Origin of the sequence: Dyella sp. C11 (assembly GCF_003121485.1) — a bacterium.
Lineage (GTDB): Bacteria > Pseudomonadota > Gammaproteobacteria > Xanthomonadales > Rhodanobacteraceae > Dyella.
In genome coordinates this window covers 15,752-41,847 of the sequence record NZ_QAVX01000014.1, presented here as the reverse complement: position 1 = coordinate 41,847, position 26,096 = coordinate 15,752, and the positions used below count along the sequence as shown (strand labels likewise).

Annotated in this window: 23 protein-coding genes and 1 tRNA gene; 10 read left to right on the top strand and 14 right to left on the bottom strand. The window is 64.3% G+C overall.

Annotated elements, in window-relative coordinates; all coding sequences use genetic code 11:
• Nucleotides 1-25 precede the first annotated feature (25 nt).
• Nucleotides 26-490, top strand: coding sequence for a carboxymuconolactone decarboxylase family protein (locus tag DK366_RS13785; RefSeq protein WP_109126127.1), 465 nt, complete (start codon nucleotides 26-28; stop codon nucleotides 488-490).
• A 58-nt stretch (nucleotides 491-548) separates the two neighbouring features.
• On the opposite strand, the gene DK366_RS13780 is transcribed toward DK366_RS13785, so the two are convergent.
• The 3 genes from DK366_RS13780 to grxC form a co-directional block, all read right to left on the bottom strand.
• Nucleotides 549-1,562, bottom strand: coding sequence for an isocitrate dehydrogenase (locus DK366_RS13780; RefSeq protein WP_109126126.1), 1,014 nt, complete (start codon nucleotides 1,560-1,562; stop codon nucleotides 549-551).
• 200 nt (nucleotides 1,563-1,762) lie between these two features.
• A complete protein-coding gene (locus DK366_RS13775; RefSeq protein WP_109126125.1) occupies nucleotides 1,763-2,167 on the bottom strand; it encodes a carboxymuconolactone decarboxylase family protein in 405 nt (134 codons plus the stop codon).
• Nucleotides 2,164-2,427, bottom strand: coding sequence for a glutaredoxin 3 (gene grxC / locus DK366_RS13770; RefSeq protein WP_109126124.1), 264 nt, complete (start codon nucleotides 2,425-2,427; stop codon nucleotides 2,164-2,166). Before grxC ends, DK366_RS13775 begins: the two co-directional genes overlap by 4 nt.
• 255 nt (nucleotides 2,428-2,682) lie before the next feature.
• Between grxC and DK366_RS13765 the strand changes: the two genes are divergently transcribed.
• From DK366_RS13765 to lpxH, 7 genes are all read left to right on the top strand, one after another.
• Nucleotides 2,683-4,362, top strand: a complete 1,680-nt coding sequence (locus DK366_RS13765) for a M48 family metalloprotease (protein WP_109126123.1) — start codon at nucleotides 2,683-2,685, stop codon at nucleotides 4,360-4,362.
• A gap of 119 nt (nucleotides 4,363-4,481) precedes the next feature.
• On the top strand, nucleotides 4,482-5,171 hold the full coding sequence (phoB, locus tag DK366_RS13760) for a phosphate regulon transcriptional regulator PhoB (RefSeq protein ID WP_019465465.1): 690 nt from the start codon (nucleotides 4,482-4,484) through the stop codon (nucleotides 5,169-5,171).
• 74 nt (nucleotides 5,172-5,245) lie between these two features.
• A complete protein-coding gene (gene phoR / locus DK366_RS13755) occupies nucleotides 5,246-6,514 on the top strand; it encodes a phosphate regulon sensor histidine kinase PhoR (protein WP_109126214.1) in 1,269 nt (422 codons plus the stop codon).
• A gap of 105 nt (nucleotides 6,515-6,619) precedes the next feature.
• Nucleotides 6,620-8,722, top strand: coding sequence for a polyphosphate kinase 1 (gene ppk1, locus DK366_RS13750; protein WP_109126122.1), 2,103 nt, complete (start codon nucleotides 6,620-6,622; stop codon nucleotides 8,720-8,722).
• 77 nt (nucleotides 8,723-8,799) lie between these two features.
• On the top strand, nucleotides 8,800-10,317 hold the full coding sequence (locus DK366_RS13745; RefSeq protein WP_109126121.1) for a Ppx/GppA phosphatase family protein: 1,518 nt from the start codon (nucleotides 8,800-8,802) through the stop codon (nucleotides 10,315-10,317).
• Between the two features lie 88 nt (nucleotides 10,318-10,405).
• Nucleotides 10,406-11,095, top strand: coding sequence for a peptidylprolyl isomerase (locus DK366_RS13740; protein ID WP_109126120.1), 690 nt, complete (start codon nucleotides 10,406-10,408; stop codon nucleotides 11,093-11,095).
• 6 nt (nucleotides 11,096-11,101) lie between these two features.
• Nucleotides 11,102-11,830 carry a UDP-2,3-diacylglucosamine diphosphatase gene (lpxH, locus tag DK366_RS13735; RefSeq protein WP_109126119.1) on the top strand — a complete coding sequence of 243 codons (729 nt, stop codon included), beginning with the start codon at nucleotides 11,102-11,104 and terminating at the stop codon, nucleotides 11,828-11,830.
• A gap of 42 nt (nucleotides 11,831-11,872) precedes the next feature.
• On the opposite strand, the gene DK366_RS13730 is transcribed toward lpxH, so the two are convergent.
• The gene (locus DK366_RS13730; protein ID WP_109126118.1) at nucleotides 11,873-12,460 is read right to left on the bottom strand and encodes a DUF4136 domain-containing protein; all 588 of its coding nucleotides are present in this window, start codon (nucleotides 12,458-12,460) and stop codon (nucleotides 11,873-11,875) included.
• Nucleotides 12,461-12,615: 155 nt separating this feature from the next.
• Nucleotides 12,616-13,749, bottom strand: coding sequence for a YXWGXW repeat-containing protein (locus DK366_RS13725; protein ID WP_198651560.1), 1,134 nt, complete (start codon nucleotides 13,747-13,749; stop codon nucleotides 12,616-12,618).
• A 40-nt stretch (nucleotides 13,750-13,789) separates the two neighbouring features.
• Between DK366_RS13725 and DK366_RS21690 the strand changes: the two genes are divergently transcribed.
• Nucleotides 13,790-13,915, top strand: coding sequence for a hypothetical protein (locus DK366_RS21690; protein WP_255412601.1), 126 nt, complete (start codon nucleotides 13,790-13,792; stop codon nucleotides 13,913-13,915).
• A 520-nt stretch (nucleotides 13,916-14,435) separates the two neighbouring features.
• Here DK366_RS21690 and DK366_RS13720 read toward each other — a convergent pair.
• From DK366_RS13720 to DK366_RS13680, 8 genes are all read right to left on the bottom strand, one after another.
• Nucleotides 14,436-14,528: transfer RNA gene (locus DK366_RS13720), tRNA-Ser, on the bottom strand.
• Between the two features lie 74 nt (nucleotides 14,529-14,602).
• The gene (gene csrA, locus DK366_RS13715; protein WP_046971859.1) at nucleotides 14,603-14,809 is read right to left on the bottom strand and encodes a carbon storage regulator CsrA; all 207 of its coding nucleotides are present in this window, start codon (nucleotides 14,807-14,809) and stop codon (nucleotides 14,603-14,605) included.
• 261 nt (nucleotides 14,810-15,070) lie between these two features.
• On the bottom strand, nucleotides 15,071-17,707 hold the full coding sequence (alaS, locus tag DK366_RS13710; RefSeq protein ID WP_109126117.1) for an alanine--tRNA ligase: 2,637 nt from the start codon (nucleotides 17,705-17,707) through the stop codon (nucleotides 15,071-15,073).
• 80 nt (nucleotides 17,708-17,787) lie between these two features.
• The gene (locus tag DK366_RS13705; RefSeq protein WP_109126116.1) at nucleotides 17,788-18,276 is read right to left on the bottom strand and encodes a regulatory protein RecX; all 489 of its coding nucleotides are present in this window, start codon (nucleotides 18,274-18,276) and stop codon (nucleotides 17,788-17,790) included.
• 102 nt (nucleotides 18,277-18,378) lie between these two features.
• Nucleotides 18,379-19,410, bottom strand: a complete 1,032-nt coding sequence (gene recA / locus DK366_RS13700) for a recombinase RecA (protein ID WP_109126115.1) — start codon at nucleotides 19,408-19,410, stop codon at nucleotides 18,379-18,381.
• 130 nt (nucleotides 19,411-19,540) lie between these two features.
• Complete coding sequence (locus tag DK366_RS13695; RefSeq protein WP_109126114.1) at nucleotides 19,541-20,047, bottom strand: CinA family protein; 507 nt, start codon at nucleotides 20,045-20,047, stop codon at nucleotides 19,541-19,543.
• A 286-nt stretch (nucleotides 20,048-20,333) separates the two neighbouring features.
• Nucleotides 20,334-21,479: a membrane dipeptidase gene (locus DK366_RS13685; RefSeq protein ID WP_232821045.1), complete on the bottom strand. Its 1,146-nt coding sequence runs from the start codon at nucleotides 21,477-21,479 to the stop codon at nucleotides 20,334-20,336.
• Nucleotides 21,463-22,854, bottom strand: coding sequence for an amidohydrolase family protein (locus tag DK366_RS13680; protein WP_109126113.1), 1,392 nt, complete (start codon nucleotides 22,852-22,854; stop codon nucleotides 21,463-21,465). The genes DK366_RS13685 and DK366_RS13680 overlap by 17 nt, the downstream gene beginning before the upstream one ends.
• A 218-nt stretch (nucleotides 22,855-23,072) precedes the next feature.
• Between DK366_RS13680 and mutS the strand changes: the two genes are divergently transcribed.
• The gene (mutS, locus tag DK366_RS13675) at nucleotides 23,073-25,652 is read left to right on the top strand and encodes a DNA mismatch repair protein MutS (RefSeq protein ID WP_232821044.1); all 2,580 of its coding nucleotides are present in this window, start codon (nucleotides 23,073-23,075) and stop codon (nucleotides 25,650-25,652) included.
• A gap of 97 nt (nucleotides 25,653-25,749) precedes the next feature.
• On the opposite strand, the gene DK366_RS13670 is transcribed toward mutS, so the two are convergent.
• Complete coding sequence (locus DK366_RS13670; RefSeq protein ID WP_232821054.1) at nucleotides 25,750-25,974, bottom strand: hypothetical protein; 225 nt, start codon at nucleotides 25,972-25,974, stop codon at nucleotides 25,750-25,752.
• Between the last annotated feature and the right edge of the window lie 122 nt (nucleotides 25,975-26,096).

The window sequence follows — 26,096 nt, the reverse complement described above, 5'->3', positions numbered from 1 at the left end:
GTGGCCGACTTCCAAGGAGTTCGTCATGTCCAAGCGTCTTTCGATCATGAAGCATTTCCAGGGCCTCAAGCCGCTGCTCGACTACAGCGCCGCGCTGCACGAATGCGGCCTGGAACATCCACTGGTGCACCTTGTGCTGATGCGCGTCTCGCAGATCAACGGCTGCGCGTATTGCATGGATATGCACAGCAAGGATGCACGTGTCGCAGGTGAAACAGAGCAACGCCTCTACGTGCTGCCAGGCTGGCGCGAAGCATCGTTCTACAGCGAACGCGAACGTGCGGCGTTCGAATGGGCCGAGGCACTGACACGCCTGGGCGAGCACGGTGTATCCGATGACACCTATGCGCGTGCAAGCGGCGTCTTCAGCGAAGAAGAATTGCTCAACCTCACCATGCTGGTCGGGATGATCAACGCGTGGAATCGCATCAATATCGCCTTCCAGACACCGGCCGGCAGCTACAAGCCAGCGGCGCAAAAGGCAGCCTGAACCATAAAAAAAAGCCCCTCTTTCGAGGGGCTTTTTTTGCTCTCAAGCCGGGTGGCTATCAGGCCTTCACGCGCTTGACGATGGCGTCGCCGAAGCTGGACGTGGTGCCCTTGCCGCCGATGTCCGGCGTGACGCTGTCGCGGTCGTTGGTCATGGTGTCGCGAATGGCGTTACGCACCTTGTCGCCCTTCTCCACCATGCCGAGATGATCGAGCATGTCGGCCGCGGCGAGCAGCAGCGCGCACGGGTTGGCAACGCCCTTGCCGGCGATGTCCGGCGCCGAGCCGTGCACGGCTTCGAAAATGGCCGCTTCGGTACCAATGTTGTCCCCCGGGGCCAGGCCCAGACCGCCGACGAGGCCGGCGCACAGGTCGGACAGGATGTCGCCGAACAGGTTGGTGGTGACGATGACGTCGAACTGTTCCGGCTTCATCACCAGCTGCATGCAGGCGTTGTCAACGATCATCTCGTTGAATTCGATCTGCGGGTATTCCTTGGCGATTTCACGCGCCACGTTCAGGAACAGGCCCGACGCGGTCTTGATGATGTTGGCCTTGTGCACGGCCGTGACCTTCTTGCGACCCTTCTTCACGGCCAGTTCGAAGGCGTAACGCACGATGCGGCTGGAACCCTTGCGCGTGTTGCGCACCATCGAGATGGCGGTTTCACCGTCTTCGGACAGGGTCTGGCCTTCGGAGAGGTACGCACCTTCGGTGTTCTCGCGCACCGTGATGATGTCGATGTTCTCGAAGCGCGCCTTGGTGCCCGGGAAGCTGATCGCCGGACGCACGTTGGCGTACAGGTCGAAGTGACGACGCAGGGTGACGTTGATCGAGGTGAAGCCGCCGCCCACCGGGGTGGTCAGCGGGCCCTTCAGGGCCACCTTGTGCTTGGCGATGGCGTCGAGCGTCGGCTGCGGCAGCAGGTCGCCACTCTTCTCCAGCGCGACCATGCCGGCATCGACGAACTCGTAGGACAGGCCACAGTCCAGGGCGTCGAGCACGCGCAGCGTGGCGTTCATGATCTCGGGGCCGATACCGTCGCCCGGAATCACGGCAATGGTCTTGCTCATGGGGACACTCCTTGGGATATGAATCGAGCAACCCTGAAGCGGGGTACGACAGGGCTATAAATCCCGTCAATTATCCCCGATGCGGCGTCACGCGGCCATACCGCAGGGCATGGCGCCCGTTGCAAATCCTCGCATGCACAATTGAATAAACTCGCATGCGTCAACGGGGCGGCAAGAGCAGGCCGCCCCGACGGTCAAACTCAGGCGTGGCTGGCGCAATCCGCCGCCGTAGCGCCCTCGCCCGATTCGAGCGTGTCCAGGAAATCCACGGCACGACGCAGGTGCGGGATCACGATGGAACCGCCCACCACCAGGCCGACGCTGAAGGTTTCGAAAAATTCTTCGCGGGTCACGCCCGCTTCCTTGCACTGCGCCACGTGGTAGCTGATGCAGTCGTCGCAGCGCAGCACCATGGATGCCACCAGGCCCAGCAGTTCCTTGGTCTTCACATCCAGCGCGCCGGCCTTGTAGGTCTGCGTATCGAGCGCAAAAAACCGACGGACAACCTGGTTGTCCTCCGAAAGGATGCGCTCGTTCATGCGATGGCGGAACGCGGTGAATTCAGCGACGCGGTCCTTGCCGGCCTGGTCCGTGGGGTTGCTCATGCATTGGTCTCCAGCAGTTCGGCCAGCTTGCCGCTGCGGTCGGCGGCGACCAGGTCGTCGAATCCGCCCACGTGATGATCGTTGATGAAAATCTGCGGCACCGTGCGACGGCCGCCGCTGCGCGCCAGCATCAGCTCGCGCTGCGACGGATCGAGGTCGATACGCACCTCGCTCCACTCCAGTCCCTTGGACTTGAGCAGGTTCTTGGCAGATACGCAGTACGGACATACCGCGGTGGAATAAACCTCAATCTTGGGCACGACACACTCCGGAAAACTCAGGAACCCTACGCCAGCCCTACATGGGGTCGCAGGCACTGTAAACAACCGTAAAAGCAGGTGAACTGACACCGTAAGCCGGTGTCACTAATGCTATTGTCGCTGACCTAAGCACACGGCACCACGCCCCGACCGGAGACGGACTGTTTCCCCGGCCACGGGCTGGACAGGTGCCGTTCCGGGTGGACCTACGAAAACACAATCCATGACCACGCCAAGCCTGCGGGCAGGACGCCCATGAGCCGCCTCACACCCACCCGCCTCCTGACGGCCATGCTCTGCGCCGGGCTGACCTTCGGCGCGGCCGCGCAGGACAAGGACGTACGCCTACCTGACCTGGGCAGCTCGGCCAACGCCCTGATTTCCCCGCAGGAAGCACAGGACTACGGCGCGGCCATGCTTCGCCAGATGCGCGCGCTGGACATGGTGGTCGACGACCCCATGCTGGACGACTACATCAACGACCTGGGTTATCGCCTGGTCGCCGGCAGCGAGAAGCCCAAGGAGCATTTCTCCTTCTTCATCGCCAAGGACAACGTCATCAATGCGTTTGCCGCCCCCGGCGGCTACATCGCGGTGAATTCAGGCCTGATCATCATTACCAGCAGCGAAAGCGAGCTGGCCGGCGTGATTGCCCACGAAATTGGCCACATCACGCAGAACCACCTGGAGCGCGCGTTCGAGGCGTCGAAGAAGGACACGCCGTTGATGGCGCTGATCCTCCTGGGCGCCATTGCCGCTGGCGGCGCCGGCGTCGGCGATGCGGCGGGCGCCATCCTGATGGGCGGCCAGGGCCTGCTGATGCAGCGCCAGATCAACTTCACCCGCAAGGACGAAATCGAAGCCGACCGTGCCGGCATCCAGACGCTGGCCAATGCCGGTTACGACCCCAACGCCATGGCCTCGTTCTTCGGGCGCATGGAAGACACGCTGCGCGTCGGTTCGGGCGGCGATATTGGCGACGTCCCGGCGCTGCTGCAGGACCACCCGGTCACCATGGACCGCATCAGCGACGCGAAGGCCCGTGCCACCGCGCTGGTGAACGCCCAGAAGCAACGCCCCAACACGTCCACGCTGGACAAGACCCAGTGGGAAAAAAGCACGGCTCCCATCGCCTTCGTGAAGGACCCGACGGCCATCGCCAGCCGCGATGCCAAGAGCGGACTCGATACCTACCTGCTCATGCGCGAGCGAGTACGCGTCCTGTCTGGTGACGCGGGGCAGCTGGCCACCTATTACGCCAACAACCTGCAGACCGAGCGCGGCTTCGATACGGCTTCCAATCGCTACGGCTACGCCCTCGCGCTCATCCGCAGCAACCGCGGCAGCAAGGCCGTCGAAGAGCTGCAACCCATCCTGACCGCACATCCGGACAGCCAGATCATCAGCCTGGCCATGGCGGACGCCAAGCTGCAGGCCGGGCGACGCCAGGATGCGCTGGCCATCTACACCGCCCTGAACCAGCAATCCCCGCGCAATCGCGCCATTGCCATGGGCTACGCCAAGGCGCTGACCGAGGGTGGCAGCCAGGACGACGCCCGCCAGGCCGCCGTCATGCTGATGCCGATGCTGGACAACAACGACGAGCCGGAGCTGTACCGCACCTACGCCATCGCCGCGGACAAGGCCGGGGATCCGATACGGTCGGGCGAAGCGTACGCGGACGCGTCCTACCTTTCCGGCCGCCCGTTCGATGCCATGGAGCAGCTCAAGCGACTGCTGCAGCGGCCCGACCTCGATTACTACGCCCGCGCACGCATCCAGGCCCGCATCAACGACCTCACCCCGCTGGTGATGGAGTTGCGCAAGCGCCGCGTGCAGACAGATGACAATCCGGATGGCCGCAGCCAGCAGCTGCAAAATCGGGAAAATTGCCAGGGCCGACTGTGCTTTAGCGCCACCAACAACGGGCGTTGATGTCGTTTTCAAGCCAGGAAAATCACGTCGTCATGTTGTTGCGACGTGAAATGTCATGTGGACGTAACATTGTGCCGTTGCAATATTTGCGTCATACCCCTCCCCAGCGGACTTAACGCGTGCACAAGCGCATCCTGATTGTCGAAGACGAAGCTTCGATCCGCGACATGGTCGCCTTTGCCCTGCGCAAGGCCGGCATGGACGCCATCCACGCCGCCGACGCGCGGGCCGCCCAGTTGGCCATCGCCGAGCAGGTGCCCGATCTCATCCTGCTCGACTGGATGCTGCCGGGGACCAGCGGTCTGGACCTGGCACGTCGCCTGCGCAAGGAAGAGCTGAGCCGGGAAGTCCCGATCATCATGCTCACCGCGCGCGGCGAGGAGATGGATCGGGTGAACGGCCTGGAAGCCGGCGTGGACGACTACGTGGTCAAGCCCTTCTCCACCCGTGAACTGGTGGCCCGCATCAAGGCCGTGCTTCGCCGCAGCCAGGGCGACGATGGTTCGGGCATGGTGGAGCTGGGCGGCCTGCGCATCGACGGTCCGGCGCACCGCGTGTTCGCTGGCGAAGAGCCGGTGACCATCGGACCCACCGAATATCGCCTGCTGTATTTCTTCATGACGCACCCCGAGCGTGTGTACTCGCGCGCACAGCTGCTCGACCACGTGTGGGGCGGCAGCGTGTACGTGGAAGAACGCACCGTGGACGTCCATATCCGTCGCCTGCGCAAAACGCTCGAACCATGGAAGCTCGATGACATGGTGCAGACCGTGCGCGGTGCGGGCTACCGCTTCTCCGCCAGCGTCTAACGTCCCTATTGCGGGAACGCAGGCTTTTGCCGATGCTGGCGCTCCGCCAGCCCGGCGCGACTGACGAACTTCCCATGCAAACCACCTTCGACCGCTCCTGGAAGCTGCCGGCCGTGCTCATCGCCGGACTGCTTGTGGGCGCCGTCCTTGGATGGCTTGCGGGAGGTCATGTCGCGACGGGTTTTGCGCTGGTTGCCATCGTCGAAATCGTCTTTTTATTGACCCGAATCCGTCATCAAGCGCAACTCATGATGACGCAAGATCCGACGCTGACATCACTCAAGCATGACCGTTTCATGACGCGCTCCCGCCGAATTGCCTCCAGTCTCCGCGACCTGCGCAGCGCCGCCGGCAGTCTGCCCGACGCCGTGGTGTTGCTCGACAACGAGCAGCACGTGCGCTGGTTCAATCACGCCGCGGAAGACCTGCTTGGCCTGCGCCGCCCGCAGGACCGCGGCGCGCACCTCGACGAACGCCTGAGCACCACCGAGCTCGCGACATGGTTGCGCGAAGGTGCACGCGAACCGCTCAACGACGTCGCCGCGCCGGGCCATCCGAATCGCCATATCAACGTGACGTTGCTGCCCTTCGGTCGTCGCCAGCGTTTGCTGCTGGCGCGCGACATCAGCCACCTCACGCGACTGGAACAGATCCGCCGCGACTTCGTGGCCAACGTGTCGCATGAATTGCGCACGCCGCTGACCGTGATTCACGGCTACCTTGAATTGATCGATCCGGAAGACGTGCCGGAACTTGCGCCCGTGCTCAACGAAATGCGCGCGCAGTCCAAGCGCATGGGCCAGATCGTGGAAGACCTGCTCACGCTTTCGCGCCTTGAAACGCAGGAGCACGTGCAGGACGAGCGCGTGCAGATGACGCCGCTGCTCGCCACCATCCGCAAGGAAGCGGAAGCACTGAGCCAGGGCCGTCACCAGATCATCGTGGAATCCACCGCCGAAGCCGACCTGCTTGGCTCCGTAAAGGATCTCCACAGCGCGTTCTCCAACCTTGTGAGCAACGCCGTGCGTTACACGCCCACGGGCGGCCGCATCACCATTCGCTGGCGTCGCACGGGCGATGGCGCCACCTACTCCGTCAGCGACACGGGTTATGGCATTCCGGCATCGCATCTGGCACGTCTCACCGAGCGCTTCTATCGCGTCTCGTCCAGCCGTTCGCGCGAAAGCGGCGGCACGGGCCTGGGCCTGTCCATCGTCAAGCACGTGCTGAACCTGCATCAGGCCCGCCTGGACATCCAGAGCGAACCCGGCCAGGGCTCCACGTTCTCCTGCGGCTTCAGCAGCGAACGCCTGCTGGCTCCCGGCACCTGCGACCCCGAATAAGCCTGAAGGGACGCCTTGCGCGCTCCCTTCCGTCCAGCTGAACGTCCGTCACACTACGCGGCACTGCGCCATGTAACAAAGCGCGGTATCAGCCAGAATGTCCGGATGCGTCGCAAGCCAGCCACTCCCTCGCCCGTCCTCGACCGAGCCGCCCCCGAGCTGTACCTCAGCCGCGAACTGGCGGCGCTCGAATTCAACTTCCGTGTGCTGGCGCAGGCGCGCGATGAACGCACGCCATTGCTGGAGCGACTGCGCTTCCTGAGCATCGTGGCCAACAACCTCGACGAATTCTTCGAGGTGCGCGTGGCGATGCTCAAGCATCACCACATGTTTGGATCGGCTGCGCCGGGGCCGGACGGCCTTTCCTCGGGCGACCTGCTCACGCGCATCCGCAAGCGCGCGCTCGACCTGGTGGCGCAGGAGTACGACATCTGGCAGCACGAACTGCGGCCGGCGCTGGATGCGGAGAACATCCATTTCCTCACGCGTGACAACTGGACGGCACGCCAGAAGCTGTGGCTGAAGGGTTATTTCGAAAACGAAGTGCTGCCGGTGCTGTCACCGCTGGGACTCGATCCCGCACATCCGTTTCCGCGCATCCTCAACAAGACGCTCAACATCGCCGTGGTGTTGAAGGGGCGCGATGCCTTTGGTCGCGAAGGCCACATGGCGCTGGTGCGTGCACCGCGTTCGCTGCCGCGCATCATTCGCCTGCCGGACGAAGTCTGCGATGGCGGTGTGCACTACATCTTTCTCGCCGAGTTGCTGCAGGGCTTCGTCGACCTGATGTTCCCCGGCTTCAAGGTGGCTGGCTCGTACCAGTTCCGGGTCACGCGCAACAGCGAGCTGATGGTGGAGGAAGCCGAGGTAGACAACCTTGCCCGCGCGCTCAGCGAGGAGCTGATTGGACGCGGTTATGCGCGTCCCGTCCGGCTGGAGATCGGCAACGATTGCCCGAAGGCCATCGTCGCCATGCTCATCGCCAACTTCGAGCTGGAAGAAACGGACGTCTATCGCTGCGATGGCCCGGTGAACATCATCCGTGCCGGCACCATCTACGATGGCCTGGACCGCCCGGATCTCAAGTTCCCGCGGTTCATTCCGCAGCTGCCTGCCGCCTTCAACGGCAAGCGCTGCAAGTTCGAAATACTTCGCCAGCGCGACGTGCTGCTGCACCACCCGTACGAATCCTTCGCCGCCGTGGTCGACCTGTTGCGCCAGGCATCGCAGGACCCATCGGTGCTGGCCATCAAGCAGACGCTCTACCGGGCCGGCGTGGACACGCCACTGGTCGACCTGCTGGTGGAAGCGGCACGCAACGGCAAGGACGTCACCGTGGTGATCGAGTTGCGTGCGCGTTTCGACGAAGAAGCCAACATAAGGCTGGCCACGCGCCTGCAGGAAGCCGGTGTACAGGTGGTCTATGGCGTGGTGGGCTACAAGACGCACGCCAAGATGCTGCTGATCGTGCGTCGGGAAGACGAGGTGCTGCGTCGCTACGTGCACTTGTCCACCGGCAACTACCACCAGTCGAACAGCCGCAGCTACACCGACATCGGCCTGATGACGTCCAACCCGGGCATCGGCGAGGACCTGCACAAGGTGTTCCAGCAGCTCTCGGGCCTCGGCCCGGTGATCGAGCTGAAACACCTGCTGCATTCCCCCTTCACGCTCTATCGCAGCGTGCTGGAAAAAATCGAGCGCGAAACGGCGCATGCCGAAGCCGGCCGCCCGGCCCGCATCGTGGCCAAGCTCAATGCATTGAACGAAGCACAGGTAATCCAGGCGCTCTACCGCGCCTCGCAGGCGGGCGTGGAAATCGATCTGATCGTCCGCGGCGCATGCACGCTTCGCCCCGGTTTGCCTGGCGTTTCCGACCGCATTCGCGTGCGCTCCATCGTGGGTCGTTTCCTGGAACACAGTCGTGTGTACTGGTTCGGCAACGACGGCTCGCCGGAAATCTATTGCGCCAGCGCAGACTGGATGGAGCGCAACCTCAAGCGGCGTATCGAAGTGGCCTTCCCCATTCTCGATCCCGCCCTCGCCCAGCGCGTGTACGAGGAAACGCTGCAAAACTATCTGGCCGACAACACCGACGCGTGGCGGCTGGATGGTGACGGCCGCTATACCCGGGCAGAACCCGGCGATCAACCGCCGCACAGCGCGCAGCAATGGCTGCTGGCGAAACTGACGCCGGGCACGCTGTAGCGCGGGTGAAATCCGTGCTACTCGACCCGGTTCCCGCGTGAGAGAATTCACGCTCTGCAGCCCGGAACGAGCCCCGCATGAGCCAAGGCGATCAGATCCAGATCAAGGACGGCGAACTGATCGCTGCCGTCGACATGGGCTCCAACAGCTATCACATGGTGGTGGCGCGCGTGGAACACGGCGAGCCGCGCGTGATCGATCGACTCCGCGAAACCGTACGCATGGCTGCGGGCCTGCGCGCTGACGGCACGCTGGACGCCGAACACCGCGCCCGCGCGCTCAATTGCCTTGCACGATTCGGCCAGCGTATTGCCGGGGTGCCATCGAGCCGTGTGCGCGCCGTGGCCACCAACACCGTGCGTCGCCTGGCTGCGCCGCAATCGTTTCTCACGGCCGCCGAGGCCGCGCTGGGCCACCCCGTGGAAATCGTTTCAGGCCGCGAAGAAGGCCGCCTGATTTTCCTTGGCGCGTCGCACGATCTGCATGCGTCCCGCGAAAGCCGCCTCGTGATCGACGTGGGCGGCGGCAGCACGGAGTTCATCATCGGTCGCGGTTTCGCGCCCATGCACACGGAAAGCGTGCAGGCCGGGTGCATTGCATCGACGCTGCGCTTCTTCCCGGGCGGCAAGCTCAATCGCAAGCGCTGGCAACGCGCCAACAACGAGATCGGCGTGTTGCTGCAGCAGTTTGCGGAGGATTACCGGGAATCGGGCTGGGTCGAGGCCTTTGGTTCCTCGGGCACGGCCAAGGCGATTGGTTCGGTAGTGCAGGCCATGCGGTTTTCCGACGATGGCATCACGCCCGCCTCGCTGGCGTTGCTGCGTGATGCGTTGATCGAACAGGGGCAGATCGGTGCCCTCAGGCTGCCGGGACTGGCTGAAGATCGTGCGCCGGTGATTGCCGGCGGCGTGGTGATTTTCGAAGCGGCCTTCGAGGCACTGGGCATCGAACGCCTGCGCGTTTGCGAAAGCTCGATGCGCGAAGGCCTGCTGTGGGATTTGCTGGGCCGCGCAGGCGGCACCGATCCGCGCACCGCCAGCATCGATGCACTGGCCACGCGCTATGGCGTCGATCGCGCACAGGCGCGTCGCGTCGAATCGACGTCACTCATGCTGTTCGATCAGATCGCACGTATCTGGAAGCTGGACAGCGAGGCACGCGAGTGGCTTTCGTGGGTGTCCCGCGTACACGAGATTGGCCTGGCGATTGCGCACAGCCAGCACCACCACCACGGTGCGTACATTCTTCGTCACGCCGACCTTGCCGGTTTCTCACGGCAGGAACAGCAGCTGCTGGCGGCCATTGTCGAATCGCATCGCCGCAAGCCGGACAAGGCCACCTTCATGGCGCTGCCCGCGCGCTATCGCCAGCTGGCCCGCTACATCACCGCCCTGCTGCGCCTGGCCGTGCTGTTCCGGCGTGCGCGCCGCGCCGAATCGCTGCCGCAGATGCAGCTGGCGGCCACCGCGCAGCGCCTGCGCCTGACCCTTCCCGCCGCATGGCTGGACCAGCACCCGCTCAGCGAGGCCGACCTGGAGCAGGAACAGTCCCCGATGAACGAGCTGGGCCTGCTGCTGGAAGTCCCTCCATCCTGACCTTTGACGGTACGGGCGCCCACGCGCCCGGCCACAAGCCGGCTCCGCCGCGTATCATGTCCTGATGCCACACGCCGCCCGACCTGCCATGTCCCGATTCCTTCTCGCTGCGCTCCTGTTGCTTCCGTCATCCGCGCTTCTCGCCCAGGCCGCCAAGCCCGCCGCGACAGCACCTGCCGCGGTGGCGCACCCGGAGGTGGTGCTGCACACCTCGCAGGGCGACATCACGCTGGAGCTGTATCCGGATAAGTCGCCCAAGAGCGTGGCCAACTTCCTCCAGTACGTGCGTGACGGCTTCTACAGCGGCACGGTGTTCCATCGCGCCATTCCGGGCTACCTGGTGCAGGGTGGCCTCTATACCCGCGACCTGCAGGCCAAGCGCACGCGTTCGGCCATCACCAGCGAAGCCGACAATGGCCTGTCCAACCTGCGCGGCACGGTAGCCGTGGCGCGCGGCGCGGACCCCAACTCCGGCACGGCGCAATTCTTCTTCAACCTGGTCGATAACCGCCGGCTCGATTTCGTGGGCAACCAGAGCGGCCTCACCTGGGGTTACGCCGTGTTCGGCAAGGTGATCAAGGGCATGGACGTGGTGGACAAGAGCGCCGCCCTGCCGACGCGCGGCCTCGGGCCGTTCGCTGGCGACGTGCCCAATCCGCTGGTGGTGATCGACACGGCCAACGTCGTTGGCGAGGAGCCGGCGACGCCCGCCCCGGCGCAAACGCCAGCCAGCCCTGCCCCGGAGCCCGCCAAGAAGCCCGCGGGCAAGAAGGGCTAAGGCACCATGGCAACGCTGTTCATTGCCGATCTTCACCTGGACGACAGCCGCCCGGAAATCACGCAGCTGTTCGAAACGTATCTCGCCAGCGACGAGGCTCGCTCCGCCGACGCGGTGTACATCCTTGGCGACCTGGTCGAGGCGTGGATCGGGGATGACGACGACGCGGCACTGCCGACCCGCATCGCACAGGCCACCAAGGCGCTGAGCGATCACGGCGTACCGGTCTATTTCATTGTCGGCAACCGCGACTTCCTGCTCGGCCAGGCGTTTGCCGACCGCGCGGGATTCACGCTGCTCGACGACGGCACCGTCCATGAACTTTATGGCCGCCCCACGCTGCTGATGCACGGCGATGTGCTGTGCACCGACGACGTTGCCTATCAGGCGATCCGCAAGCAGGTACGCACACCGGAGTGGAAGGCTCAGATCATGGCCATGCCGCTGGATGCGCGACGTGCCTTCGCCGCTAAGGCCCGCGCGGACAGCAAGGCACACACTGGCAGCACCATGGAAACCATCATGGACGTCAATGCGGACGCCGTGGCGGGCACCATGCGCAACGCCGGCGTGACGCGATTGATCCACGGGCACACGCATCGCCCTGCCATCCATCGCTTCGATCTGGACGGCCAGCCGGCTGAACGCATCGTGCTCGGCGACTGGTACGAGCAAGGCTCCGTGTTGCGTGTCACGCCCGAAGGCGTCGAATTGCAAGGCCTCGCCCTGCACTGACATCACCCGCCGCGCACAGCGGGTGATGTCCTTTCACAACCATCAATGCGATTGCAGCGCTCCGTGGAAACCGGGGCTGTTGAGCATGCTGTTGCTCAGCTTCAGCACGGCATTGGACAAGGTTTCGTAGTGGTTGTCCGCCTTGTACGAGCGGCCGAAGTTGGTCGCCCCACCACCGGCCACGCCCTGCCACAACACCTTGCCCGATGCGTTGGTCAGGGTGATATAGACGGTGACATTGCCCACGTACTGATCGGTCTCGTTGACGAAGAAGTCGCGCACTTCGCCTGACACGATGACGTCGCCGCCGTTGTCGACCACCTTGATGCCCGCCTTGCTGAAAGTGTCCTTCACGTGATCGGTGACGAACGCAGCCACGTTGTCCTTCGTGGTTACCTGGCGCACCGGTTCCTTCTCGTGATTTTCGGCAATCAACGCGGGATTCTTGCGCGCGTCGGTAAACGCATTGAATTGCACTTTCACATCGCCGATGCCATTCAAGTCGATGGCACCGAACTCCGCGAAACTCTGCGTAGGCGTCCACTCCAGCGGGATATTGCTCAGGTCTTTCGATGCCATGGCATTGCCGGAAACGGCAAGCATCGCCAGCAGAACGATTCGCTTCAACATCGGTTCCCCCTCTCCTTGATTCGATGATGGTGTGGCGTGCACTCCGGTGCGCGCCGTCCACGACGGGACGACGGCATTCTAGTGGACAGCGACTGCTCCCCTTGTCCCCTTGCTCAAAGCGGCGGGCAGTCGACGCTGCCCGCCGTTGCTGCTAATCAGCGATGCTCGCCCCCGCCATGCGGCGCTGCCTGTGCGTGCGACTGTGCATGCGGCGCTGCGGCCGGATGCGGAGCCGGTGCAGCGTGTGGGTGATAAGCCGACGCCGAAGCAGGCGCATGCGCGGCATAGGTCGGCTGCGTGTGGCTGGTAGCAGCATGATATCCACCGCCCGCCGATGCCGGGCCGCGCGTGTAATTGGCATGGCTGGCCGCTGGCGAATAGCCGTTGGTGTGCGCCCCGTTGGCCACATTCGCGCCTCCCGCGTTATGCGGCGCAAAGCCTGCCGAATGCAACGCCATGGCGTCATGCGGGGCCTGCGCCGGCGCGTTCGTTCGCTGTGCACTTACAGCAGCCGGCGTGGGTTGCCCGGTCGGGCCGTGCGATACGGCATTGAACTCACCCGCGCGCGGCGTAGCGGCCACCGCAGGCGCACCGTGATTGAACGAGGCGCGCATCCCCTGGTTCTGGCTGGCCATCGTGCGCTGTTGTTCCTGTGCCGCGACCGGTGCCATGTGCCGTTCGTTTGCAAAACTTGCTTCCTGCGGCGTGGGATGTGCTGCGACGCCGCCCTGCCCGCCGTTGAAGCTGGCGCGATTCATCGGGCCGTTGTTCACCACCGTGCGGTTGTACACATTGGTGATGTGCACGTTGTCGATGTGGTTGACCGAGCGGTTGTAGTAGAACCCGCCGTTGTGCCAATAGCCGCCGGCGTAGCCGACACCACCATATCCGTAGCCGTAATTGATGCCGCCGTAAAAGCCTACGTGCGGGCCCCAGTAACCGCCGTGGAAGACATACACGCCACCGGCCCAGCCCCAATAACCCGGCGTCCACAACGCACCGACATAGGGCGGCAGGATCCATGTGCCCGGCACCCAGTAATAGCCAGCGCCGTCCCATGCCCAATAGCCAGGCGTCCAGATGTAGCCCGGCGCGGGAATGGGTGGCTGTGCATAGATCGGCAACGGGGGCGGCGCCACACCCACGGAAACGCCGATGCCCACGGAAACGCCCGCGCTGGCATTCAACGGAAGTGCTGTCGCCGTGGCGAGCGCAAGGACAGCGATCAGCGAATGCATCACGCGGTTGCGTGGCGATAACGCATGACGGCGGTGGTCGAGGTTTTCCATGGCGCAGCTCCCGGTTGATGGCTCCCGGGAGAAATAACGCATGAGTTGGCGCAAGGTTGTACGCGGATGCGGGCGCAAGTTTGTTGGGGTTCAGGGCGGTGATGTGGGGTTGGGCATCGCCTTTCTCGGCCAGATACGCAAAAAAGCCGACGAAGGGCTTTATTGAATGCCGCGTTGGCGTGAGGTCGGGGATTGTTTGGCCCAGCCTTCGGCTATCCAACTAGTTCCTGACAATTTTGTCGAACCGGAGCGTTCATCCACACCCCTCTCTCTGCCAGATGCGCAAAAAGCCCGGCGATGGGGCTTTGTTGAATGGCGCGTTGGCGTGGAGGTCGGGATTGTTCGGCCCATCCATGGGCCTGACCCCTACGCGCGATGCGCTTCGGGGCCAGCCTGCGGCTGTCCAACTAGTTCCTGACAATGTTGTCGAACCGGAGCGTTCGTCCACACCTCTCTCCGCCAGATACGCAAAAAGCCCGGCGAAGGGCTTTGTTGAATGCCGCGTTCGCGTGGAGGTCGGGATTGTTCGGCCCATCCATGGGCCTCACCCCTACGCGCGATGCGCTTCGGGGCCAGCCTTCGGCTGTCCAAAATTGTTCCTGACAATTTTGTCGAACCGGAGCGTTCGTCCACCACCTCTCTCCGCCAGATACGCAAAAAGCCCCTTGCGGGGCTTTTTGCGTATCTGGCGGAGAGAGAGGGATTCGAACCCTCGATAAGGCTTTTGACCCTATACTCCCTTAGCAGGGGAGCCCCTTCGGCCTCTCGGGCATCTCTCCGTTTTTTGTCCGCATCTCTGCGGAGCCGGCAAGGATACTAACCGGCGCGCTCGAGGTAAAGCGTTTATTGCCTGTCAGTGTTCGCCAGTACCGCCGGAGGCAGTGCCATCCGGCTCGTGCTCGTTCTTGATCCGTTGATAGATCTCTTCGCGATGCACGGCAACGTTCTTGGGCGCGTTAATACCAATGCGCACCTGGTTGCCCTTGACGCCGAGAACGGTAACGGTCACCTCGTCACCGATCATCAAGGTTTCACCGACCCTGCGGGTCAGAATCAACATGTTTGCCACTCCATGAATACTTTGGTCACAGGCCAACAGACGGTTTTGCCTCACCCCTGAGCCTTACCGCCTGGACATTTCGACGATGCTACCGCCGAAGGCCCTACCGCCTTCCCCGGTTACACAGACGAGGCATCCCCTGTGATGCCATGTCGAGCGACACCGGCGCAACCATCGGTGTCGGCAGTGCTTGGATACTAGCCGAGCGTCCGATGGCAGCGCAATGCGTAAACGCCAACGGACTCCATGCGGTTGACCTTGTCAGGACGCCAACCGCTCACCGATCCAGCCGGCCAAACCGTCCAGGATGCCGGGCAATTCCGGGGTGTCGTTACCGCCACCCTGGGCCATGTCCGGACGCCCGCCGCCCTTGCCGTCGATCTGGCTGGCCACGTGGGCCACGATGTCGCCGGCCTTCACGCGGCCCAGTGCCTTGCCATTGACGCCCGCCACCAGCGACACGCGGCCATCGGCAGCGCCAGCCAGCAGCACCACGCAGTCCGCCAGCTGCCGCTTGAGCTGGTCCATGGCATCGCGCAGGGCCTTGGCATCCAGGCCTTCCAGGCGCGCGGCGACGACCTTGATGCCGTCGACGTTCCGCGCCGTGGAAGCCAGGTCGGCCGTGGCGGAACCCGCGGCCTTGGCGCGCAGCGATTCCAGTTCACGCTCCAGCTTTTTCTGCTTGTCGAAGAGCTGGCGCAGTTTTTCCACAGCCTCGTCACCGTTGGACGACAACAGCTGCGCGAACTCGCTCAAGCGGCGTTCCTCATCGGCTACGTACGCCAGGGCACCCGCACCTGTAACAGCTTCGATACGGCGCACGCCCGACGCCACACCCGCCTCGCTGACGATCTTGAACAGGCCGATGTCACCGGTGCGGCCCACATGCGTGCCACCGCACAGCTCCGTGGAGAAACCACCCATCTTCAGCACGCGCACTTCGTCGCCGTACTTTTCGCCGAACAGCGCCATCGCACCAAATTCGATCGCGTCGTTGTAGCCCATGTGATGCACTTCGGCGGCCTCGTTGCGGCGCACTTCGGCATTCACCATGGCCTCGATGTCGCGCAGTTCTTCCGCGCTCATCGGCTTGAAATGGGAGAAGTCGAAACGCAGGCGCTCCGGCGCCACCAGCGAGCCCTTCTGCGTCACGTGCTCACCCAGCACCTTGCGCAGCGCGGCATGCAGCAAGTGCGTAGCCGAGTGATTGAGCACGATGGCCTGGCGGCGCGAGCCGTCGACGTTGGCTTCCACCACATCGCCCACGCGCAACGCCTGCCTGCCCTGCCAGCGACCGGCATGTCCGAAGAACACGCCACCCATCTTCAGCGTGTCAGCCACGTGGAACGAACCGGCCGTGCTCGCGAGCACGCCCGTGTCACCCATCTGGCCGCCGGACTCGGCATAGAACGGCGTGCGATCGAGGATGACAAAACCTTCCTCGCCGTCGGCCAGCGCATCGAACTGCTTGCCGCCACGCACGATGCCCACCACCTTGCTGCCCTGGCTGGTGAGCGCGTCATAGCCCAGGAATTGGGTCGGCTGCAGCTGGCTGGCCAGCTCGGCGGGCATCTGGCCCTTGGCTTCGAACTTGCCGCCTTCGCGGCTGCGGTTCTGCTGTTCCTGCATGGACTGCTCGAAGCCGTCCATGTCCACCGTCAGGCCACGCTCGCGCGCGATGTCGGCGGTCAGGTCGATCGGGAAACCGTAGGTGTCGTACAGGCGGAACGCATCCGCGCCGGGAATGACGCCGTTGGACTTGGCCGCCACGGCATCGAACAGGCGCATGCCGTTTTCCAGCGTTTCGCCAAAGCGACGCTCTTCGGTACGCAGCGCGTCTTCGACAAACGCCTGCTTCTGCGCGAGTTCCGGATAGGCCTCGCCCATCTCCTCCACCAGCGGCTGCACCATCTTCCAGAAGAAGTCGCCGCGCACGCCGAGCATCCAGCCGTGGCGCAGCGCGCGACGAATGATGCGACGAAGCACATAGCCGCGACCTTCATTCGACGGCAGCACGCCATCGACGATCAGGAACGAGCACGCGCGGATGTGATCGGCGATCACGCGCAGCGACTTGTTGGCCAGATCCGTCGTGCTGGTGAGCTGAGCGGCGACCTTGATCAGGTGCTCGAACAGGTCGATCTCGTAATTGGAATGCACGTGCTGAAGCACGGCAGCGAGGCGCTCCAGGCCCATGCCGGTATCCACGCACGGCGCCGGCAGCGGCGACAGCGTACCGTCGGGCGCGCGGTCGAACTGCATGAACACCAGGTTCCAGATTTCGATGTAGCGATCGCCATCTTCATCGGGCGAACCCGGCGGACCGCCGGCGATGTCCTCGCCGTGATCGAAGAAGATTTCCGTGCACGGACCACAAGGGCCGGTGTCGGCCATCTGCCAGAAATTGTCCGACGCGTACGGCGCGCCCTTGTTGTCGCCGATGCGCACGATGCGCTCGGCCGGCACGCCGACTTCCTTGTTCCAGATGTCGAAGGCTTCGTCGTCGGTGTGATACACCGTGACCCACAACTTGTCCTTCGGCAGCTTGAACACGCCCGTCAGCAACTCCCATGCGTACACGATGGCGTCGCGCTTGAAGTAGTCGCCAAACGACCAGTTGCCCAACATTTCGAAGAAGGTGTGATGGCGCGCGGTGTAGCCGACGGCGTCCAGATCGTTATGCTTGCCGCCGGCACGCAGGCAGCGCTGCACGTCGGCTGCGCGCACGTACGACAGCTTTTCACTGCCGAGGAACACGTTCTTGAACTGCACCATGCCCGAGTTGGTGAACAACAGCGTCGGGTCGCTGGACGGCACCAGCGAACTGGACGGCACGATGGTGTGCCCTTTCGAACGGAAATAGTCGAGGAAGGTCGAGCGGATGTCGGCAGTTTTCATGCGGCTGGGGAAGACCTGGCGGAGAGGGTCACGCCGGAGCGCCGCCTGAGCGACGACCATCTACCCCAACAGCGGGGAGGTCAGGCTTCGTCGTCGGCTGCGTCGTCCACGTCGGCGTGGGTAACATTCCGTACTGTGGCGGCGGGAAAGCCCCGACGCAAGAGGAATTGCGCCCTGCGTGCCTTTTCGTCGCGATCCGGTGGCGATCCGCCGCCAAAACGACGCCGAACCTGGGCCAGGGCGCTGGCCTGCCAATCGATGCCGGCCTCGTCCAGCAAGGCGCGAATGCGCGCATCGGACAGGCCGTGGCTTTTCAATTCAGCCCTGACCCGCATGGGTCCGTAGCCCTGGGCCACGCGGCTGCGGATCAGCGAGCCCGCGAACCGTTCGTCGTCCTGGTAATGCTGCTCGCCCAGGCGATCGATGGCCTCGCCGGCTTCCTCGCCCTCGTAACCCTTCTGCCTCAGCTTGAGCTTCAGCTCGCGGCGGGAATGCTCACGGCGCGCAAGCAAGCCCAGGGCCCGGTCGTAGGCCGAGGTCTTGGGTTTGTCACCGGGTTCTCGCGGCATGGGTGAAGTAGGGCCTTGCCTTCAGCAGGGTGGCCTTGGCCACCCTTCACTCGTATGGAACGGGACGCCTACCGAACCGTGTCGGCGGGCGCCCGGCACCGATCAGGCTTCCTCGGTTTCCACCGACGGCAGCGGCGAGTTGCCGTTGGACACCAGCAGGCGGGCGCGCAGTTCGGCGTCGACTTCGTTGGCGATGGCCGGGTTGTCGCGCAGGAACTGGCGAACGTTTTCCTTGCCCTGGCCAATGCGGTCGCCCTTGTAGCTGTACCACGCGCCGGACTTGTCGATCAGGTTCTGCGCCACGCCCAGCTCGATGATTTCGCCTTCGCGCGAGGAGCCCTCGCCGTAGAGGATTTCGAACTCGGCCTGGCGGAACGGCGGTGCCACCTTGTTCTTGACCACCTTGACGCGGGTTTCCGAACCGATGACTTCCTCGCCCTTCTTCACCGCGCCAATGCGACGGATATCCAGGCGCACCGAGGCGTAGAACTTCAGCGCGTTACCACCCGTGGTGGTTTCCGGGCTGCCGAACATCACGCCGATCTTCATGCGGATCTGGTTGATGAAGATCACCAGGCAGTTGGACTTCTTGATGTTGGCGGTGAGCTTGCGCAGCGCCTGGCTCATCAGGCGGGCATGCAGACCCACGTGAGAATCACCCATTTCGCCTTCGATTTCGGCCTTGGGCGTGAGCGCGGCGACCGAGTCGACCACCACCACGTCCACGGCGCCCGAGCGCACCAGCATGTCGGCGATTTCCAGCGCCTGTTCGCCGGTGTCGGGCTGGGAGACCAGCAGGTCGTCCACGTTCACGCCCAGCTTGGCCGCGTAGGTGGGATCGAGTGCGTGCTCGGCGTCCACGAAGGCTGCCGTGCCGCCGTTCTTCTGGCAGTTGGCGATGACCTGCAGGGTCAGCGTGGTCTTGCCCGAGGATTCCGGACCATAGATTTCGACGACGCGGCCGCGCGGCAGGCCGCCCACGCCCAGGGCGATATCCAGGCCCAGCGAGCCAGTGGAAACGGTGTCGATGGCGTCATCGGTGCGGTCGCCCAGGCGCATGACGGCACCCTTGCCGAACTGCTTTTCGATCTGGCCGAGGGCGGAAGTGAGCGCCTTGCGCTTGTTGTCATCCATCGTCTTGAATCCCGGAGTGGCAGTGAAGTGGAAAGCATGATGCCCGTGGCTGATCTCACGGGCTGCGATCTGTGAGCTGAGATGTACGAGTATCCCACACCGGTCAAGCCAGCCAGTGGGCAATGCCTGCTCAGTCCGTCAGCGCTTTGATGACACCCGTGAGCGCCGCCGCCACGGTCTGGCGGCGCACGGCTTCGCGGTCGCCATCGAAATGGAACAGGGTGGCCTGGGCGTAGCCGCCGCGGCGCTTCCAGCCGATCCAGACCGTGCCCACGGGTTTGTCGGGCGTGCCGCCGCTGGGACCGGCAATACCCGTCACGGCCACGGCCATGCCCGCGCCGAAGCGGGCCAGCGCGCCGGACACCATTTCCAGCGCGGTCTCCTCGCTGACCGCCCCGGTACGCTCCAGCGTCCGGTGATTCACGCCCAGCAAGGCCTCCTTGGCCCCGTAGCTGTAGGTGACGACACCCGCGTCGAACCACGCGGAACTACCCGGCAGATCGGTCAGCGCCTTGGCAATCCAGCCGCCAGTGCACGATTCGGCGGTAACCACCATCAGGTTGCGCTGCTGTGCGGCAGCGGCCACCTGCTCGGCAAGCGCCGTGAGCTCGGCATCGGTGGGGACAGGTGACGTCATGGGTTTCCCTGGGGGTGGGGATGGGCAGATCGTTCTACCTCGCCAGGGCGGTTACGCCAAGGGGCATGCCACCTGGATGCGCCACGACTCCCTGGTCATTCGCATTTCCCCCGCCGCTCGAACCTCTCCACCGTCATTCCCGCGAAAGCGGGAATCGAGTGCCTTTTCTCTGGAGTTGCATACAAAGCAAAGACGCTGGATTCCCGCCTTCGCGGGAATGACGGTGAGGTTGGATCGAAGGGTGTGGCGTGATTGAAACGCGGCTGCGCCAGTCGACGCCCCCCCTTCAACCACCCCACACCGTCTGCGCGAAGGAAAGGAAATTCAGTCCGAGGATCTTCTCGATCCGTGCGCTGCTGTAGCCCTTCTGCGCCAGCAGCTGTTGCAGCTTGTGGAACTGCTGCGGGCCACGCAGGTCGACCACGAACGGATAGGTATCCGGCCCCTCGCCTGCCGCGCTGATGCCCTGTGCCTGGCGCTGTGCGATTTCCTTCGCCAGCATGGCCTGGTACGCCTGCAGATCGTCGATCTGCGTCACCGTGCCGTCGGTGCCGATACCGACGTGATCTTCACCGCACACGTTCACCGCGTGATCGATGTGGGCAACCACATCCTCCGCACGCGCGTGGCCCGTCGGGTTGACGAAGGGCATGAAATAGATGCCGATGAAGCCGCCCTTCTCCGCCACCAGCCGCAGTTCGGCATCGGTCTTGTTGCGCGGCAGATTGGTCACCGCGCGACAACCCGTGTGATTGATCGAGATGGGAGCCTTGGATACGCGTGCAGCTTCCAGGCAGGTCTGCTCGCCACTGTGCGACAGGTCCACCATCACGTGGCGCGCATTGAGCTGCGCCACCACTTCGCGACCGAACGGCGTGAGCCCGCGGTTTTCCTTGGCCATGGAACCGTCGCCGAGCTGATTCGCCGGATTGTAGGTGAGCTGGAAGACGCGCACGCCAAGGTCCGCGAAGATGTCCACGCGCTTGGCGTCGTTGCCCATCATCGCGCCATTCTGGAAGCCGTAGATCAGGCCGATCTTGTTCTCGGCCTTGGCGCGGCGGATGTCGGCAGCCGTGAGGATTTTCATCACATCGCGTTCGTGCTCACGCACCAATGCATCGGTGGCGGCAATGTCGCGCACGCTGGCTTCGAACGGGTCATCCGGACCGGAGACATAACCCAGCGTGATGTTCACCGCCGTAAGGCCCGAGGCATGCGCTTCGGCCAGGACGCGTGGCGAGAACTCGGGCACCAGCGCGTCCGACCCTCGGTTGGGATCATCCAGGCCGCCGAGTGCATTGATGATGATGCCGCTGTCTGCCATACCCGCGCCCTTTGGCGATGCGCCGCGTGCTTCCCACGGCAGCATCGAAACCGCTGCCGCCCATGTCATGCCGGTGAGGAACGTGCGCCGGTCAATCGTCGTCGTCATCTCCCATTTCCTCTTTCGTGATCGGCTTGTAGTGGCTGCGCGGATATTCATGTCCGCGCTTCACCGTCAGGCGGATGCTGCGCAGGTTGTCGATGTCCTTCACCGGATCGGCGGAAAGCACGGCAAAGTTCGCCAGCTTGCCGGCTTCGATGGAGCCCATGTCTTTTGCCTGGCCCGCAGCCTGGGCGCCCACCAGCGTCGCCGAGCGAATCACCTGCAGGGAAGGCATGCCCACGTCGTGCGCGAGGAAATCGATCTCGTCGTAAACGGACGGCCATACGCCCTTGTAGCCGCCATCACTGTCGGTACCGGTGGAAATGGGCACACCGGCCTGCCAGGCCTGACGCACCAGTCGAATCGTCGTAGGACCCGTGCAGCGCAACGGCTTGCGTTCCGGATGCGCCTTGCGCTCGGCGTCGTATTTCACGAACAGCCAGCCGGTGGCGTCGAGGATGGTGCCGTGCTTCACCATGTCGCGATAAAGGCCGGCAATGGTGGGATCGTCACCCGTCGGCGCCAGCAGCGCGTCGTGGAATGGCGTGTGGTCCTCGTAGTTCTTCAGCATCACCGGTTCAAGCTGATACGCCAGGTAACAGGCGTGGCTGACCACGTCGACACCGGCGTTGATCACGTCCGTCGGCCTTGTGGGAAACACCGCGCTGTGCGCCCACACCATGATGTGCTGGCGATGCGCCTCGGCCGTGATGTTCTTCACCAGATCCGGCGGCAGGTCGGCATACACCTTGATGGCTGTCGCCGAGGTACCACGCGCCAGCGTCACGGCTTCACGCAGGTCGGTTTTCTCGTCGATGGACTGCATCCACGGGCTCTGGCCCGGGGTGACGCCATAGCTCGCCGCCGCCACGCGCGGGTCGGCGAAAAACTCGGGGCCCGCCATGACGGCGGCGTAGTAGATGTCGGGCGAAGGAATTTCGCCGGTACGCGCCTCGCGCGTCAGCTCGCCGCTGGAGCGCAGGTCGTCGGCCATGTCGCGCACGGCAGTCACGCCGGCGTACAGGTTGCGCCGAAGGATGGCCTGCGCGCGCTTGGCGTTGGGCGGCGTCGCCAGGTGCACGTGGCTGTCGATCAGTCCGGGAATCACGTAGCTGCCGTGCAGATCCACCGTGTGGACGCCAGCGTCGTGCGAGCCCGCGAGCGTGCCATGCGGTCCCACGGCCACGATCCGCTCGCCGCGCACCAGGATGTCCTGGTCGGGTCGGGGCTCGGCACCCGTGCCGTCGATGACGGTAGCGCCTGCGTAAAGCGTGGCCGGCTCGGGCGGCGCCTTCGCGGCAGCGGCGGAAACGGCGGAAACAGGCAGCGCCAGAAGCAGCGCAGCCACCAGACGAGAGACAGGTTGATGAAGGATATGCATGGCGGCCGATCCTACACATCGGAATCCGGGCGCCACAAGCGGCACTGCATCGTGCCCCTTCGACGGCTCCGCCCATCGCAAAAGCATTCGACCAAAACGCAGCCACGGAAGTACACGCCGGGTCAATTCGGTTATCGTGACGGCCATTTTTCGAGGGGCGCACACTGCCCTCCCGCCACGGCCGGATGTCTTCGTTTGGCCCGATAGAACAGCACGTTATGGCCACCCAGGATTTCGAAACCCATACCCCCTTCATGCGCCAGTACCTGGCTCACAAGGCAGAGCATCCGGACGTGCTGCTGTTTTTCCGCATGGGCGACTTTTACGAGTTGTTCTACGACGACGCGCGCAAGGCGGCCCGGTTGCTGGACATCACGCTGACCCAGCGCGGCCAGTCGGCCGGCCAGCCCATTCCCATGGCGGGTGTGCCGTATCACGCAGCCGAGAACTATCTGGCGCGCCTGGTTCGCCTGGGCGAATCGGTCGCCATCTGCGAGCAGATCGGCGACCCGGCCACATCGAAGGGCCCAGTCGAACGCAAGGTGGTGCGCATCGTCACGCCGGGCACGGTCACCGACGCCGCCCTGCTGGAAGAACGACGCGACAACCTGCTGGTGTCGATCTCGGCCGGCGCCCAGGGCGCTTACGGCCTGGCGTGGGTCGACCTGGCAAGCGGCCGCTTCCTGTTGAGCGAAGTGCCCAGCGCTGAAGCGCTGGCCTCCGAACTGGCACGCCTGCAACCGGCGGAAACGCTGGTTGGCGACGACGTCGCGTGGCCGAAATTCGTCAGCACGCTGCCCGGCCTTCGCCGTCGTCCACCGTGGCATTTCGATGGCGATGCCGCCAAGCGCGAACTCAACCGCTTCTTCGGCACGCGTGGCCTCGATGGCTTCGGCGTGGACCGCATGCCGCTCGCCATCGCTGCCGCAGGCTGCCTGCTCGGATACGTGGAAGAAACGCAGAAGAGCGCGTTGCCACATATTTCCGGCATGGCCGTGGAAAGCGCGAACGACACCATCGCGCTGGATGCCGCCACGCGCCGCAACCTGGAACTGGACACGCACCCGAGCGGCCGCACCGAACACACCTTGCTTGGCGTGCTCGATGAAACAGTGACGCCCATGGGCGCACGCCTGATGCGCCGCTGGCTCAATCGCCCGCTGCGTTCGCGCGACCTGTTGCGCGGACGCCACCAGGCCATTGGCACGCTGATCGACCATCGCCAGCACGAACCTTTGCGCGAACAGCTGCGCAGCATCGGCGACCTGGAACGCATCCTTGCGCGCGTGGCGTTGCGTTCGGCGCGTCCGCGCGATCTGTCGACACTGCGCGATGGCCTCGCCGCCGCGCCGTCGCTGCGTGCGCTGATCGCCACGCTCGACAGCCCGCTGCTGCACGCGCTGGTGGAACGCATCGGCGACCACGCCGGCACCGCTGCCCTGCTTCAGCAGGCCGTCGTGGAACAACCGCCGGTGCTTCAGCGCGACGGCGGCGTGATTGCCGACGGCTACGACGCCGAACTGGACGAACTGCGCCGGCTCGCCACGCATGCCGACCAATACCTGGTTGAGCTGGAAGAACGCGAAAAGGCCGCGAGCGGCATCAGCACGCTCAAGGTGGGCTACAACCGCGTGCACGGTTACTACATCGAGATCAGCAAGGGTCAGGCAGACAAGGCGCCCACGCACTACACGCGACGCCAGACCACCAAGAACGCCGAGCGGTACATCACCGAAGAACTGAAAACCTTCGAAGACAAGGTGCTGTCCGCGAAGGAACGCTCGCTGATGCGCGAGCGCGCACTGTACGAGGCACTGCTCGACACGCTCACCGAACAGCTCGAACCGCTCAAGAGCGCAGCGATGGCCATGGCCGAGCTGGACGTGATGTCCACGCTCGCCGAGCGCGCCGTGACGCTGGACTGGAGCGCACCGGAACTCACCGACGAACCCGGCATCGCCATCGAGCGTGGCCGTCATCCCGTCGTCGAAAAAGTGCGCGACGAACCCTTCGAACCGAACGACCTGATGCTGGACGACGCCCGCCGCATGCTGGTGATCACCGGTCCGAACATGGGTGGTAAATCCACTTACATGCGCCAGAACGCGTTGATCGTGCTGCTGGCGCATATCGGCAGCTATGTGCCGGCATCGCGCGCGGTGATCGGACCGATCGATCGCGTGTTCACGCGTATCGGCGCCGGTGACGACCTGTCGCGCGGCCAGTCCACCTTCATGGTGGAAATGAGTGAGACGGCGAACATCCTGCACAACGCCACCGAACACAGCCTGGTGCTGATGGACGAAGTGGGCCGCGGCACCAGCACGTACGACGGTCTTGCGCTGGCACGCGCCGCTGCCGTGCACCTGGCGGCCAGCAGCCGTTCGTACACGTTGTTCGCCACGCACTATTTCGAACTCACCGAGCTGGCCAACGAATACGCCACCATCGCCAACGTGCATCTGGACGCCGTGGAATACGGCGAGCAGCTCGTGTTCATGCACGCCGTCAAGGAAGGCCCAGCCAACCGAAGTTTTGGTCTGCAGGTGGCCGCGCTGGCGGGCCTGCCCAGGTCGGTCATCGCCGATGCGCGTCGCACGCTCGCGGAGCTGGAGCGCGGCATGTACCAGCACGCGTCGGCAGCCGGCACCAAGACGCCGGCCGTGGAATCCCCGCAGATGGGCTTGTTCGCCGCCGCGCCATCGGTGGTGGAGCGCGCCCTGGAAGATATCGATCCCGACACGATGTCGCCGCGCGACGCACTGGAAGCGCTCTATCGACTCAAATCGCTCGCCTGACCTTACAAGCCCATGAAGCAAACGCCCCGCACTTTTGGCGGGGCGTTTGTTTTTAAGCGTTCCGGGCCATTCGCGGGTGCCGCAAAACGACGGAACGTCAGTGCGGATACTCGGACTTTCGCGCGTTCCCGATCGCTTCGAGCACCGGTGTCGGCAGGTGGTCGAGATCCAGCATCACCTTGCCCGAGTGCACCGTACGCACGGCGCTGGCCGGTATGTCGAAATCGCCGCCGTTCTCGATATAGACCACCAGCGAACTGCCGCCCGAAAGAATCCGGCGCACCGAACCGATGCCGTCTTCGCCATCGGCCACGAAAACCATATCGCCTTCCTGGATGCTCTCTGCCACGACGCTGCCTCCGCACCTGTCAACAGGCGGGCATCGTGGGCCGCGCACGGTCGCGCCTGCGTGAAGGTTCGTGCTGCCAATCCATAGGCACGGAC

Excerpts from the sequence above, each read along its gene's own strand:
- DK366_RS13785 (WP_109126127.1), top strand. The coding sequence starts at position 26 with ATGTCCAAGCGTCTTTCGATCATGAAGCATTTCCAGGGCCTCAAGCCG.
- DK366_RS13780 (WP_109126126.1), bottom strand. The coding sequence starts at position 1,562 with ATGAGCAAGACCATTGCCGTGATTCCGGGCGACGGTATCGGCCCCGAG.
- DK366_RS13775 (WP_109126125.1), bottom strand. The coding sequence starts at position 2,167 with ATGAGCAACCCCACGGACCAGGCCGGCAAGGACCGCGTCGCTGAATTC.
- DK366_RS13765 (WP_109126123.1), top strand. The coding sequence starts at position 2,683 with ATGAGCCGCCTCACACCCACCCGCCTCCTGACGGCCATGCTCTGCGCC.
- phoR (WP_109126214.1), top strand. The coding sequence starts at position 5,246 with ATGCAAACCACCTTCGACCGCTCCTGGAAGCTGCCGGCCGTGCTCATC.
- ppk1 (WP_109126122.1), top strand. The coding sequence starts at position 6,620 with ATGCGTCGCAAGCCAGCCACTCCCTCGCCCGTCCTCGACCGAGCCGCC.
- DK366_RS13745 (WP_109126121.1), top strand. The coding sequence starts at position 8,800 with ATGAGCCAAGGCGATCAGATCCAGATCAAGGACGGCGAACTGATCGCT.
- DK366_RS13740 (WP_109126120.1), top strand. The coding sequence starts at position 10,406 with ATGTCCCGATTCCTTCTCGCTGCGCTCCTGTTGCTTCCGTCATCCGCG.
- lpxH (WP_109126119.1), top strand. The coding sequence starts at position 11,102 with ATGGCAACGCTGTTCATTGCCGATCTTCACCTGGACGACAGCCGCCCG.
- DK366_RS13730 (WP_109126118.1), bottom strand. The coding sequence starts at position 12,460 with ATGTTGAAGCGAATCGTTCTGCTGGCGATGCTTGCCGTTTCCGGCAAT.
- DK366_RS13725 (WP_198651560.1), bottom strand. The coding sequence starts at position 13,749 with ATGGAAAACCTCGACCACCGCCGTCATGCGTTATCGCCACGCAACCGC.
- DK366_RS21690 (WP_255412601.1), top strand. The coding sequence starts at position 13,790 with ATGAGTTGGCGCAAGGTTGTACGCGGATGCGGGCGCAAGTTTGTTGGG.
- csrA (WP_046971859.1), bottom strand. The coding sequence starts at position 14,809 with ATGTTGATTCTGACCCGCAGGGTCGGTGAAACCTTGATGATCGGTGAC.
- alaS (WP_109126117.1), bottom strand. The coding sequence starts at position 17,707 with ATGAAAACTGCCGACATCCGCTCGACCTTCCTCGACTATTTCCGTTCG.
- DK366_RS13705 (WP_109126116.1), bottom strand. The coding sequence starts at position 18,276 with ATGCCGCGAGAACCCGGTGACAAACCCAAGACCTCGGCCTACGACCGG.
- recA (WP_109126115.1), bottom strand. The coding sequence starts at position 19,410 with ATGGATGACAACAAGCGCAAGGCGCTCACTTCCGCCCTCGGCCAGATC.
- DK366_RS13695 (WP_109126114.1), bottom strand. The coding sequence starts at position 20,047 with ATGACGTCACCTGTCCCCACCGATGCCGAGCTCACGGCGCTTGCCGAG.
- DK366_RS13685 (WP_232821045.1), bottom strand. The coding sequence starts at position 21,479 with ATGACGACGACGATTGACCGGCGCACGTTCCTCACCGGCATGACATGG.
- DK366_RS13680 (WP_109126113.1), bottom strand. The coding sequence starts at position 22,854 with ATGCATATCCTTCATCAACCTGTCTCTCGTCTGGTGGCTGCGCTGCTT.
- mutS (WP_232821044.1), top strand. The coding sequence starts at position 23,073 with ATGGCCACCCAGGATTTCGAAACCCATACCCCCTTCATGCGCCAGTAC.
- DK366_RS13670 (WP_232821054.1), bottom strand. The coding sequence starts at position 25,974 with ATGGTTTTCGTGGCCGATGGCGAAGACGGCATCGGTTCGGTGCGCCGG.